Genomic DNA, 11,932 nt, shown 5'->3' on the forward strand with positions numbered 1-11,932 from the left:
AACCCCACCAACCACCCCGCCGGCAAAAAAGACGAAAGGCAAGCCCAACCCGCCGCCCCCCCCCCCACGACAGCCGGACCACATCGCCGGAGGTACCTATGCTCAGGATCCATTTCTCCGCCACCGACCTCGCCCGGCTCCAGATCCGCGACACCCCACACCCGCTGTGGGAGGCGCTGCTGAGCCTCCATGTGCTGCAGAGCGATGGCGGCCGCCACTTCGCGGACTGGCGCCAGGATGCCGCGCGCCGGATCTACGGCGCCGAACCGCTGCTCGAACTCGCCTGGCCCTGGGGATACTCGCCGGACTTCCTCACCCCCGACCTCCCCGGCTCGGGGATCGAAGAAGCCGTCGCCGCACTCCTGCACACCCCGGGTGAGCGAATCGCCGCCGATCTGCGCGAGCTCGGCGCCATCCGTCGCCTCGGCGCGGCCAACCTCGCCGTCGCGGACGGCGACGCGCGGGCGCTCCGCTGGCTCGGCACGGCCGTCCGCGCGTACCACCACTCCGCCCTGGGGCCGATCTGGCCGGCCGTACTACGGCTCGTCGCCGAAGACGCCGAGATGCGCCGGCGGATCCTCGAGGCGGACGGCGTCGACCGGCTGCTCGCCACCCTCCACCCGGCCGCGGTCTGGCGCCGCCCGGTCCTGGAGATCGAGTACCCCGTCGACCAGAACCTGCGCCTGGGCGGGCGGGGCCTGGAGCTGATCCCGTCCTACTTCTGTGAGGACGTCCCGATCACTTTGAAGGACCCCGCACTCCCACCTGTGCTGGTCTACCCGGCCACCCGCCCCGGGCCGGTCGCGGACTCTTCACTGGCCGCCATGGTCGGGAACACCCGCGCCGCGGTGCTGGGCGCGGTCGCGGCCGGCCGCACCACGACCGAGCTGGCCCACGAGCTGGGGGTGTCGGCCGCCAACATCAGCCACCACGTCGGCGTACTCCGGAAGGCCGGAATGCTGAGCACCCAGCGTCACGGCGCCAACGGCTTCCATCGCCTGACGCTGCTGGGCGCGGCCGTCCTGGGCAGACGCCTGTAACCGCGACTCATGGTTCAGGTGGTGCGGTGGGGGCCGGTGGTGTTGCGGACTACCAGTTCTGGGCGGAAGAGGAATTCGGTGCGGGGGGTGGCGTGGCCTCGGACCTCTTCGAGCAACGACTGGACGGCGGCTAGGCCCATCGCCTGGACGGGCTGGCGGACGGTGGTCATCGGGGGGTCGGTGAATTCCATCATGGGGGCGTCGTCGTAGCCGACTACCGAGATGTCGCCGGGGACGGAGAGGCCGCGTTGGCGGGCGGCTCGGATGACGCCTAGGGCCATCATGTCGGAGCCGCAGACGACTGCGGAGACGTCGAGGTCCAGGAGGCGTTGGGCTGCGGCAGCTCCGCCTTCTACTCCGAACATGCTGAGGGAGACGAGGTTGTCGACCTCTTCGTCGGACAGCCCGAGTTGGGCCTTCATCGCGGTGCGGTAGCCGGCCAGTTTGCGCTGGACGACGATGAAGCGTTCCGGCCCGGAGGCGAAGCCGATCCGGCGATGCCCCAAAGACACCAGATGCGTGACCGCCAGCTCCATCGCGGCGTATTCATCGGAAGAGATGAAAGGAGCCTCGACCCCAGGCAGCCAGCCGTTCACGAAGACGACCGGGAGATGCCGGTCCACCAGCGACTGGTACCGCGCGTGGTCGGCGCCGGTGTCGGCGTGCAGACCCGAGACGAAGATGATCCCCGAGACGCCGCGCTCGAGCAGCATCTCGACGTACTCCTCCTCCGTCGCACCCGACGGCGACTGGGTACAGAGCACCGGCGTGAACCCGCGCTGCGACAAGGCGGACTCGATCACTTGGGCGAACGCCGGGAAGATCGGGTTGATCAGCTCCGGCATCACCAGCCCGATCAGCCCGGCCGACCGGCGCCGCAACCGCGTCGGGCGCTCGAAGCCGAGCACGTCCAACGCGGTCAGGACCGCCTGCTTCGTCTCCTCGGCGACCCCGGGTTTGCCGTTCAGCACCCGAGAGACCGTCGCCTCGCTGACCCCCGCCTTGGCCGCGATGTCCGCCAGCCGCGCTCTACTGCTCACGGCCGCACCTTACCCAGCGACCTGTGAATTTGCAGCAAGATCATGCAAGAAATTGCAGACTCAACGCCTGGCCAACCTGCTCGAAGTTGTCCAGTCCGTGAACACTGCGGACATCTCACACGCCGTACACCTTGTCAGGAGCTGATGCCCAAGCGAGGATGGGCGGACCCCCGCCTGGGGGCCTTTACTCGGATCGTCCGGCACGTTCCTGCCGGTGAAGGAAGGAAGCGTCATGGCTACTGTCTCGTTCAAGGCGGCGACCCGGGTCTACCCCGGTTCTGACAAGCCCGCCGTCGACAAGCTGAACCTCGAGATCGAGGACGGCGAGTTCATGGTTCTGGTCGGTCCGTCGGGGTGTGGAAAGTCCACCTCGCTGCGGATGCTGGCCGGCCTCGAAGAGGTCAACGAGGGTTCGATCTACATCGGCGAGCGTGACGTCACGCACAAGCCGCCGAAAGACCGGGACATCGCCATGGTGTTCCAGAACTACGCGCTGTACCCGCACATGTCGGTCGCGGACAACATGGGCTTCGCGCTGAAGATGCAGGGTGTCTCCAAGGAGGACCGCGCCAAGCGGGTCCAGGAGGCCGCCAAGCTGCTCGGCCTCGAGGAGTACCTGGACCGCAAGCCGAAGGCGCTGTCCGGTGGTCAGCGTCAGCGCGTCGCGATGGGTCGCGCCATCGTGCGTAACCCGCAGGTCTTCCTGATGGACGAGCCGCTGTCGAACCTCGACGCCAAGCTGCGTGTCCAGACCCGCACCCAGATCGCCGAGCTGCAGCAGCGCCTCGGCGTCACGACCGTCTACGTCACCCACGACCAGGTCGAGGCCATGACGATGGGCGACCGGGTCGCGGTACTCAAGGACGGTCTGCTCCAGCAGGTCGACACCCCGCTGAACCTGTACGACAACCCGAAGAACCTGTTCGTGGCCGGCTTCATCGGCTCGCCCGCGATGAACCTGCTGACCGGCGACCTGGTCGAGAGCGGCGTCAAGGTCGGCGACTACACGATCCCGGTGTCGCGCGACATCCTGGCCAAGGCCGGCAACGACAAGACCGTGTCGATCGGCGTCCGTCCGGAGGCCTTCAAGGTCTCCGACGTCGGCCTGCCGGTGAAGGTCGCCGTGATCGAGGAGCTCGGCGCTGACGCGTTCCTCTACGGGACCGCCGAGCACGACGGCAACCACCAGCAGATCGTGGCCAAGATCGGCGCTCGCATGAACGTCGAGAAGGGCTCGCTGATCCACCTGGAGGCGCAGAACGACAAGCTGCACCTGTTCTCGTCCTCGACCGAGGAGCGCCTCACCGCCTGAACTTCCTGAAACAAAGGGAAGGAAAGCGGAGGAGCGAAGGTACGACGTGACGCCGGCCCCGGGTGGTTCTTCCACCCGGGGCCGGCGTTCGTTCATCCGGTACTACGGACGCTCGAGCATCAGCTGATGTCTCGTCGGTGGAAGACGGTCGCGCCGAGGGCGACCAGGAGCACGACCGCGATCCCGAGGTACCAGACGCCGTGCTCGAAGCTCAGCGTCTTCTCGATGCTGTCGCAGAAGTATCCGCCGTCGGGAGTCGATTTGCAGTTCTCCACGTAGTACGTGGTGTCGTGCTTGATCCAGGCGTCGAAGTTCAGCTTCACCAGCCACGGCTGAGCCTTCACCAGGAAGCTGCCGAACACGCCCTCGACCAGCACGAGATAGCCCATCGCGACTCCGACCGCCGCCGCGGTGTGCCGCAGCAGCAACGCGAAGACGCCACCGAGGGCGCCCGCGACCGCAGTCATCAGCACCGTGCGCCCCGCCGTACCGGCCAGATCGCCCCAGACCTTGCCCGTCGTACCCGCGGTGATGCCCATCGAAGCGACGATCGCGTAGGCGCCGGCCATCAGGACCCCGAGAATCACCACCGCGACCGGGAGCATGCCGGTCGCCGCTGCCAGCAGTTTGCTGCCATAGACCCGCAGCCGGCGCGGTTCGAAGGTGAGCCAGTTGCTGATCGACCCGCTACTGAACTCGGCGCCGACAAAACTGGCGCCGATCAGGAAGGCCGCGAACGCCAGCAAGTAGGACGATCCGCGGAGCAGCTCCGGCATGAGCTCGACGAACTTGGTCTGCGGCTTGCCGAATTGGTCAAGGGTCGGCTCAGTGATCTTGCAAGCCTCCTCGAACGGCGGCTTCGGATCCGGCTGGGTCTTCCAACTCTCTTCACAGTCCTTCTTGTACTGCGCGCCGTTCAGCTCCCAGTCCTTCTGCGCCTGCTCGAAGTTGACCTGGGCATTGCGCTGGTCCGCTGCCGACAGCGGTTTGGCGTCGTTCCAGACGGCGACCAGCAAGATGCCGGTGATCAGCAGCACTGCGGCGACGCCGATCATGGTGAGCCGGCGGGAGACGAGGCGGCGGAGTTCGACCCCGGTGAGGCGGATCATCGGGTGCCTCCCAGGCCTTCGTCAGCGGTGAGTTCGAGGAACACCGATTCAAGATCGGCACGGACCGGGATCAGCTCGGAGACGTACAACTCCTGCTGGGCAAGCCTTCTGGTCACATCGGCGGAATGCTCGGCGCCATCGATCAGCAGATAGTTGCCGTCGGCCCGGACTGTTAGGCCGGCCGCGGTCAGGATCCGGGTCGCCGACTCATGGTTGTCGACGGCAACCTTCACGGTGCCGGCGACGCTGCTGCCGATCACTTCGGCGACAGTTCCGGAGGCGAGCAACCGGCCGTGCCCGATGATCGATACGGTGTCCGCGACCTGCTCGACCTCGGCCAGGATGTGGCTGCTGACCAGCACGGTCCGGCCCTGGTCGCCCAGGCCACGCATGGTCTCGCGGATCTCCCGGATACCGGCCGGGTCGAGGCCGTTGGTCGGCTCGTCGAAGATCAGCAGATCCGGTTCCTTGAGGAGCGTCGCGGCGATCGCCAACCGCTGCTTCATGCCGAGCGAGTAGCTCTTGAACCGGTCCTTGCCGCGTTCCCCGAGCGAGGTCTCCTCGAGCACCTCACCGACCCGGGTGCGCGGGGCACCGATCGCGTCGGCGAGCAGCTCCAGGTTCTTGCGGCCGGTGAAGGCCGGGAAGAACTTGGGTGACTCGACGATCGCGCCGACCCGGCCGACCACGTCCGGCAGATGCCGCGGCACGACCTGGTCGAAGACCGTCATCGTTCCCGCATCCGCCCGCACAAGACCGAGCAGCATCCGGATCGAGGTGGTCTTACCGGAACCGTTCGGACCGAGGAAGCCGTGCACTCCCCCGATCGGTACGTCGAGGTCGAGACCCTGGACGGCCACCACCTTCTTCCCCCGCCGGGTGCGGTACGTCTTCCGCAACCCCCTGGTACTGACCGCCAGCTCCGGCATGTCACCCCTCTCTCACGTACTCCTCGGCTAAGGAGACGCTCACCCTCCCACGATGGTTGGTTCACCCCAGGAGGATGAGGGGCCGATTTCACTTTGTGGCAAACGGAGCGCCCACAACGGTTGTGGTGACTGAGCTGAAGGCGCTGACCCGGTTGCGGTCGGGGCCGCTGGTGCCGATGGTGCGGCCGCCGATGTAATCGCCGGTGGTTGGGTCGATGATGATCTCCTCCCGCGTCTTGCCGTCGTCGGTGCTCAGCGCGACCCCGGTCTTTCCGTCCAGGTTGACCGCGCGGTCGGAGACGCCCAAGTCGTCGATGTAGCCCAGCGCCCGATACAGATTCGCCCGTACTGCGGCCGGCAGCAGGCCCGATCGGAGGGCATCCCGGGCGTAGACGACCAACTCGTTGTCGCCCCGGCCGAACACGCCGGCTAGGTGGTCGCTACGGAAGTTGTGCGGAGCATCCTGCTGCAGCCGCTCGTACAGCGCCTTCGGATCGGTCGGCAGTCCGGCGATCCAGGCCGGTGTCGGGTCACCCCAGCTGCCTTCGAAGTCGCAGCTCTGGTGGCTGCCGGCGAAGTCGCCGCAGTTGGCCTTCTCGATCTTCGGGTCCGGTTGCTCCACTTTGATGCCGAGACTGGCTGCTTCCTCCTCTGAGCCGGTGACCCACTGGTGCCGGCCCGTGTAGGTGCTGCGCCGGATCCATTCTTCTGCCCGGTTTGCAGGAATCCAGGTCTCGGATTGAAACTCCTGGAGGACTCGCAATTGCTTGCCACCGTTGTCGTATCGGGCTTCCTGCCAGCTGTGGTCGACGCGATAGAGGTACTTCCCCGGCGGAACCACCAGATCCTTGGCGCCGATGTGCTCGGCCGACATGTTCAGCACCGACTTGGCTTCCGCGGTGCCGCCTGGTCCGGAGGCGGTGACCAGGAATCCGGTGGTGACGAGGGCAACCACGGCGGCGGCCACGACGAGGGAGTAGGCCCACCGCCGCGTACGGCGTACAGGCTGGTCAGGCTCACGGCGTACGGGCTGGTCGGGGGAACTGGTCGGTTCACCGATGGTGGTGAGGATGGCGGTACGGGTGGCGGCCAGGCGCGACGGGTCGGTGCGGACGTCGTCGTGCAGAGCGTCGAGGGCGCGGTCGAGGTCATCGTCGGACCACAGGTCGATCAGCTTGTCGTCAGTCATGGGGAGTCGCCTCCGTGGTGAGGGTGTTGTGGATGGCGGCGCTGGTCCGCAGTTGGCGGCGGATCCGATGCAATCTGGAGCGGACCGTGCCGACCGGGATGCCGAGGGCGTCCGCGACTTCGACGGTGGTCAGCTGTGCCCAAGAGATCAGGAACAGCACGTCTCGGTCTCCGTCGGAGAGGTCGGCGATCGCCGGGGCGAGTTGCTGGGCCATCGCTTGGGCGTCGACGCGGTCGGCTACTTGGCCGTCGTGCGGCGGTTGCCAGGCTCCGGTACGGCCGTCGGAGCGGGCTGTTGCCCGGAGGCCGCGGATCTCCTGCCGTACGTGGTGGCGGGCGAGGTTGGTCGCGATGCCGTAGAGCCAGGCGCGGATCGCCGCCTCAGCCGGATCGTAGCGATGCCGTTGCCGGAAAGCCGCGAGGAAGGTCTCGCTGACCAGGTCGTGGGCTTGTTCGACTCCGACCCGACGCGCCAGATACCGGTGCAACGACGCGGCATAGGTGTCGAACAACCGGGCGAACTCCGGCCCGCAGTCCTCTCCCCCAAGATCCGGCCGATCCTCAACAGACCCCGGACCGCCGGTACGGCGTACGCCGCCGCCCCGATCCGCACCGGATCCGGGACCGCCGGTACGGCGTTCGGTGCCCGAGCGTGGATCGCTGGGTGGGTCCTCGATGCCGATGTCAGCCTCCGGGGTGTGGTTGCGGGTCACTGTCATATCTGTTGTTGACCGACCGCCTCACCCGCGTTCACGGTAGGCGCCGACTGGTCCACGGGTGGATTGGATACTGTGGACATCTGGTGATCAGGCCAGCAGACCGGAGGAGATGTCGTGAGTGCTCGACCGCCGTTGCCGCCGTTCACGCGGGAGACCGCGATCCAGAAGGTGCGCGCTGCCGAGAATGCATGGAACAAGCAGGATGCTGAGACGGTCTCGCTGGCCTATACGCCGGACACCTACTGGCGGAATCGGGACGTCTTCGTCAACGGGCGGGCGGAGGTGGTCGAGTTTCTGACCCAGAAGTGGGCGCGCGAGCTGGAGTACCGGCTGATCAAGGAGTTGTGGGCGTTCACCGACGATCGGATCGCGGTGCGGTTCGTGTACGAGTCGCGGGACAGCAGCGGGCAGTGGTTCCGCTCGCACGGCAACGAGAACTGGGAGTTCGACGAGAACGGGCTGATGCGGGTCCGCCGAGCCAGCATCAACGACCAGCCCATCGACGCCACCGACCGCCTCTTCCACTGGGACACCCCAGGCATCCGCCCCGAAGACCACCCAGGCCTGACCGACCTCGGACTCTGATCCAGGTCAACTTGAAAATACCCCCGCCCGGTATCGGGCGGGGGTTGCTTTTGATACCCCTAGGGGGTAGTTTCTGGGTGTCGGGATACCCCTAGGGGGTAGCTGTGGAGAAAGAGGACCTGCCATGAGCGGCGAAGAACACGTGCACGGATACACCTCGGAGAAGTCCAGTCACCTCAAGCGACTGCGGCGGATCGAGGGGCAGGTTCGCGGGCTGCAGCGGATGGTCGAGGAGGACAAGTACTGCATCGACATCCTCACTCAGGTCTCCGCGGCGACGAAGGCGCTCCAGTCGTTCTCGTTGGAGCTGCTCGACGAGCATCTGTCGCATTGCGTGGTCGAGGCGGCGCAGAAGGGTGGCGCTGAGGCGGAGGAGAAGGTCCGCGAGGCCTCCGACGCGATCGCCCGCCTCGTCCGCAGCTGAGCACCGCCAATCCGGGCACCTTTCTTTCCCCTTCCTTTCGCTGGACTACGAACCCGAGCTAGGAGCACAAGACCATGACCACCACCACCTACTCCGTCAGCGGCATGACCTGCGGGCACTGCACGGCAGCTGTCACCGAGGAAATCAGCAAGCTGGTCGGAGTTCAGGAGGTCAGCATCGACCTCAACGCCGGCGGCACCTCCGCCGTGCACGTCACCAGCGACACCGCCCTCGACGACACGGCAGTGCGCGAAGCCGTCGACGAGGCGGGATACGAACTGGTCGCATCGTGAAGCGGGCTGTCGCGTTGAGGCTCGGCGCGTACGCCGGTGCGTTGGCGCTGGCGTTCGGCGCCGCGTTCGCACTCGGTTCCGCGGTTGACCCGATCGCGGCAGCCGATCCGGCGCCGAAGAGCGGCGACCAGCCGATGGCCGGCATGGGCGACGGCACAGGAACCGCTGGGGACGGTAAGGACGGAGGCGCGATGGCCGGGCACCAGATGGACGCCGTGGGCGCGCAACCGCCGGGGCTCGCGGTCTCGCAGGACGGCTACACGCTCGTTCCGGCGACCACGTTCTTCCACAAGGGCAAGCAACCGCTGAAGTTCACCATCGTGGGTCCGGAGGGCAAGCCCGTCACGCAGTACACGAAGACGCATGAGAAGGATCTGCACCTGATCGTCGTACGGCGGGATCTCTCGGGTTTCCGGCACGTGCACCCGACCATGGACGCGAGTGGCGCCTGGAGCATCCCGTTCGACTTCACCGCGGGCGGCACCTGGCGGATCTTCACCGACTTCCAGCCGGCCGGCCACGGCAAGACCCTGACCCTCGGCAGCGACGTCAACGTCGACGGTTTGTACGTCCCGGTTCCGTTGCCCGAGGCATCGAGCGTGACCAGCACCGACGGGTACGACGTGACGCTCGCGGGCACCCCGGTCGCCGGCAAGGAGTCGGAGCTGACCTTCAGCGTCAGCAAGAACGGCAAGCCGGTCACCGACCTCCAGCCGTACCTGGGCGCCTTCGGACATCTGGTGTCGCTGCGCAGCGGTGACCTCGCGTACCTGCACAACCACCCCGCGCAGGAAGCGAAGCCGGGTGACAAGGGCGGCCCGGCGATCAAGTTCGGCACCACTTTCCCGACTCCGAGTACCTACAGCCTGTTCCTGGACTTCCAGCACGCGGGCAAGGTGCACACCGCGGAGTTCCGGGTCGATGTCACCGGCAAGGCGATCGTGCCCACAGGCGTACCGACACCCGGCTCCGGCGAAACACCGCACTCCGAAGAAACACCTCACGGCCACTGAGAGGAGGCGCTATGACCAACCCTGCACCACAGAACTCCGTCGAACTCGTCATCGGTGGCATGACGTGCGCCTCCTGCGCCGCCCGGGTCGAGAAGAAGCTGAACCGGATGGACGGCGTCACCGCCACGGTGAACTACTCCACCGAGAAGGCGAAGGTCACCTTCGCGGACGGCATCAGCACCGACGACCTGGTAGCGACCGTCGAAGCCACCGGCTACACCGCAGCGCTGCCGGCACCGCCGTCCAGCGATAAAGAAGATGCTCCCGATGAGCTGCGGCCCTTGCGGGAGAGGCTCTACACCAGCATCGCCCTCGCCGTACCGGTCATTGCCCTGGGCATGATTCCGGCGCTGCAGTTCGACTACTGGCAATGGGCTTCGCTGACGCTGGCGACCCCGGTGGTCACCTGGGCGGCCTGGCCGTTCCACAAGGCGACCTGGACGAACCTGCGGCACGGCGCCGCGACGATGGACACGCTCATCTCGCTGGGCGTCGTCAGCGCCTACCTGTGGTCGCTCTACGCATTGTTCCTCGGCGAGGCCGGCGAACGCGGGATGACGATGCCGTTCACGCTGATCCCGTCCCGCGGCGGGGGCGCCGAGGAGATCTACCTCGAGGTCGCGGCCGGCGTGACGACCTTCATCCTGGCCGGCCGGTACTTCGAAGCCCGCGCCAAGCGCCGCTCCGGAGCTGCCCTGAAAGCCCTGCTGGAGCTCGGCGCGAAGGACGTCGCCGTACTACGAAACGGTGAGGAGGTCCGCATCCCCGCCGACCAGCTTGCTGTGGGCAACGAGTTCGTCGTCCGGCCGGGCGAGAAGATCGCCACCGACGGCGTGATCGTCACCGGCAGCAGCGCGGTCGACGCCTCGCTGCTGACCGGCGAATCCGTACCGGTCGAGGTCGGCCAAGGCGACGCCGTCGTCGGCGCGACCGTCAACGCGGGCGGCCGGTTGATCGTCAGGGCGACCCGGGTCGGGTCCGACACGCAGCTCGCGCAGATGGCTCGGCTGGTGGAGGACGCACAGAACGGCAAGGCGGCCGTTCAACGGCTGGCCGACCGGGTCTCCGGGATCTTCGTGCCGATCGTGATCGGGCTTGCCCTTGCCACGTTGGGCTTCTGGCTCGGCAACGGCTCCCCGACGGAGGTCGCGTTCACCGCAGCCGTCGCAGTACTGATCATTGCCTGCCCGTGTGCACTCGGCTTGGCGACGCCGACCGCATTGATGGTCGGCACCGGGCGAGGTGCACAGCTGGGCATCCTGATCAAGGGTCCGGAGGTGCTCGAATCGACCCGGCGCGTCGACACCGTCGTACTGGACAAGACCGGCACGGTGACGACCGGGCGGATGGCGCTGGTCGACGTGCTCTTGGCGCCGGGTGAAGAGCGGGCCGCCGTACTACGGTTGGCGGGCGCGCTGGAGCATTCCAGCGAGCACCCGATCGCTCAAGCGGTGGCTCGCGGGGCCGCTGATGAGGTTGGTAAGTTGCCCGAGGTCGAGGACTTCGGAAACGTCGAAGGCCTTGGCGTGCAAGGGATTGTGGACGGGCATGCGGTGCTTGTCGGGCGCACTAAGCTCCTGGAGGAGTGGAGTCAGTACCTACCTGACGAGCTCGCACATGCCAAGGAGCACGCGGAGGCTGAGGGCAGTACTGCGGTCGCAGTCGGCTGGGATGGGAAGGCGCGCGCCGTGCTCGTCGTCGCCGACACGGTGAAGCCGAGTTCGGCCGAGGCGATCAAACAGCTGCGGGCGTTGGGACTTCGGCCGGTGCTGCTGACCGGCGACAACGAGGCCGTGGCGCAGAAGGTCGCGGCCGAGGTGGGCATCGACGAGGTCATCGCCGAAGTGCTGCCGGCCGACAAGGTCGATGCGGTGAAGAAGCTGCAGAGCGAAGGCCGGGTGGTCGCGATGGTCGGCGACGGCGTGAACGACGCCGCTGCGCTGGCTCAGGCAGATCTCGGGCTGAGCATGGGCACCGGGACCGATGTGGCGATCGAGGCGAGCGACCTCACCTTGGTGCGCGGCGACCTGAGGTCGGCAGCCGACGCGATCCGCCTGTCCCGCCGTACGCTGCGAACCATCAAAGGCAACCTGTTCTGGGCCTTCGCCTACAACGTCGCCGCCCTCCCCCTGGCTGCGGCTGGCCTCCTCAACCCCATGCTCGCCGGCGCCGCGATGGCCTTCAGCTCAGTCTTCGTAGTCACCAACAGCCTGCGACTGCGCCGCTTCCAGCCCCTGAACTGAACAGACCGACGCACGGAGACGGCAGGTGGGCGTCTCC

The 11,932-nt window shown here is 67.1% G+C and carries 12 protein-coding genes; 7 read left to right on the forward strand and 5 right to left on the reverse strand.

The window, feature by feature from the left end; translation table 11 throughout:
- Positions 1-98 precede the first annotated feature (98 nt).
- Positions 99-1,040 carry a helix-turn-helix domain-containing protein gene (locus tag ABZ004_RS36870; protein ID WP_355686401.1) on the forward strand — a complete coding sequence of 314 codons (942 nt, stop codon included), beginning with the start codon at positions 99-101 and terminating at the stop codon, positions 1,038-1,040.
- 14 nt (positions 1,041-1,054) lie between these two features.
- Here the strand turns inward: ABZ004_RS36870 and ABZ004_RS36875 are convergent, their stop codons facing one another.
- Positions 1,055-2,080, reverse strand: a complete 1,026-nt coding sequence (locus tag ABZ004_RS36875) for a LacI family DNA-binding transcriptional regulator (RefSeq protein ID WP_355686403.1) — start codon at positions 2,078-2,080, stop codon at positions 1,055-1,057.
- A 232-nt stretch (positions 2,081-2,312) separates the two neighbouring features.
- Here ABZ004_RS36875 and ugpC point away from each other — a divergent pair, with 232 nt between their 5' ends.
- Entirely contained in the window at positions 2,313-3,392 is a 1,080-nt protein-coding gene (ugpC, locus tag ABZ004_RS36880; protein ID WP_355686404.1) for a sn-glycerol-3-phosphate ABC transporter ATP-binding protein UgpC, read from the forward strand.
- Positions 3,393-3,511: 119 nt separating this feature from the next.
- Here ugpC and ABZ004_RS36885 read toward each other — a convergent pair whose 3' ends face one another.
- The 4 genes from ABZ004_RS36885 to ABZ004_RS36900 form a co-directional block, all read right to left on the reverse strand.
- Positions 3,512-4,501, reverse strand: coding sequence for an ABC transporter permease subunit (locus ABZ004_RS36885; protein ID WP_355686406.1), 990 nt, complete (start codon positions 4,499-4,501; stop codon positions 3,512-3,514).
- On the reverse strand, positions 4,498-5,430 hold the full coding sequence (locus tag ABZ004_RS36890) for an ATP-binding cassette domain-containing protein (protein WP_355686407.1): 933 nt from the start codon (positions 5,428-5,430) through the stop codon (positions 4,498-4,500). The genes ABZ004_RS36885 and ABZ004_RS36890 overlap by 4 nt, the downstream gene beginning before the upstream one ends.
- 88 nt (positions 5,431-5,518) lie before the next feature.
- On the reverse strand, positions 5,519-6,619 hold the full coding sequence (locus ABZ004_RS36895; RefSeq protein ID WP_355686408.1) for a CU044_5270 family protein: 1,101 nt from the start codon (positions 6,617-6,619) through the stop codon (positions 5,519-5,521).
- On the reverse strand, positions 6,612-7,337 hold the full coding sequence (locus ABZ004_RS36900; RefSeq protein WP_355686410.1) for an RNA polymerase sigma factor: 726 nt from the start codon (positions 7,335-7,337) through the stop codon (positions 6,612-6,614). Before ABZ004_RS36900 ends, ABZ004_RS36895 begins: the two co-directional genes overlap by 8 nt.
- Before the next feature lie 114 nt (positions 7,338-7,451).
- Here ABZ004_RS36900 and ABZ004_RS36905 point away from each other — a divergent pair, with 114 nt between their 5' ends.
- From ABZ004_RS36905 to ABZ004_RS36925, 5 genes are all read left to right on the forward strand, one after another.
- A complete protein-coding gene (locus tag ABZ004_RS36905) occupies positions 7,452-7,922 on the forward strand; it encodes a nuclear transport factor 2 family protein (protein WP_355686412.1) in 471 nt (156 codons plus the stop codon).
- Between the two features lie 142 nt (positions 7,923-8,064).
- Positions 8,065-8,346 carry a metal-sensitive transcriptional regulator gene (locus ABZ004_RS36910; protein ID WP_112244735.1) on the forward strand — a complete coding sequence of 94 codons (282 nt, stop codon included), beginning with the start codon at positions 8,065-8,067 and terminating at the stop codon, positions 8,344-8,346.
- A 74-nt stretch (positions 8,347-8,420) separates the two neighbouring features.
- Positions 8,421-8,639 carry a heavy-metal-associated domain-containing protein gene (locus tag ABZ004_RS36915; protein WP_355686413.1) on the forward strand — a complete coding sequence of 73 codons (219 nt, stop codon included), beginning with the start codon at positions 8,421-8,423 and terminating at the stop codon, positions 8,637-8,639.
- The gene (locus ABZ004_RS36920) at positions 8,636-9,652 is read left to right on the forward strand and encodes a hypothetical protein (RefSeq protein WP_355686414.1); all 1,017 of its coding nucleotides are present in this window, start codon (positions 8,636-8,638) and stop codon (positions 9,650-9,652) included. Before ABZ004_RS36915 ends, ABZ004_RS36920 begins: the two co-directional genes overlap by 4 nt.
- A gap of 11 nt (positions 9,653-9,663) precedes the next feature.
- Entirely contained in the window at positions 9,664-11,895 is a 2,232-nt protein-coding gene (locus ABZ004_RS36925) for a heavy metal translocating P-type ATPase (RefSeq protein WP_355686416.1), read from the forward strand.
- Positions 11,896-11,932 lie beyond the last annotated feature (37 nt).

This window comes from Kribbella sp. NPDC006257, from assembly GCF_040613535.1.
GTDB lineage: Bacteria > Actinomycetota > Actinomycetes > Propionibacteriales > Kribbellaceae > Kribbella.

What these genes read in the sequence shown, in the direction of transcription:
- ABZ004_RS36870 (WP_355686401.1), top strand. Translation starts at nt 99, where the DNA reads ATGCTCAGGATCCATTTCTCCGCCACCGACCTCGCCCGGCTCCAGATC.
- ugpC (WP_355686404.1), top strand. Translation starts at nt 2,313, where the DNA reads ATGGCTACTGTCTCGTTCAAGGCGGCGACCCGGGTCTACCCCGGTTCT.
- ABZ004_RS36885 (WP_355686406.1), bottom strand. Translation starts at nt 4,501, where the DNA reads ATGATCCGCCTCACCGGGGTCGAACTCCGCCGCCTCGTCTCCCGCCGG.
- ABZ004_RS36890 (WP_355686407.1), bottom strand. Translation starts at nt 5,430, where the DNA reads ATGCCGGAGCTGGCGGTCAGTACCAGGGGGTTGCGGAAGACGTACCGC.
- ABZ004_RS36895 (WP_355686408.1), bottom strand. Translation starts at nt 6,619, where the DNA reads ATGACTGACGACAAGCTGATCGACCTGTGGTCCGACGATGACCTCGAC.
- ABZ004_RS36900 (WP_355686410.1), bottom strand. Translation starts at nt 7,337, where the DNA reads ATGACAGTGACCCGCAACCACACCCCGGAGGCTGACATCGGCATCGAG.
- ABZ004_RS36915 (WP_355686413.1), top strand. Translation starts at nt 8,421, where the DNA reads ATGACCACCACCACCTACTCCGTCAGCGGCATGACCTGCGGGCACTGC.
- ABZ004_RS36925 (WP_355686416.1), top strand. Translation starts at nt 9,664, where the DNA reads ATGACCAACCCTGCACCACAGAACTCCGTCGAACTCGTCATCGGTGGC.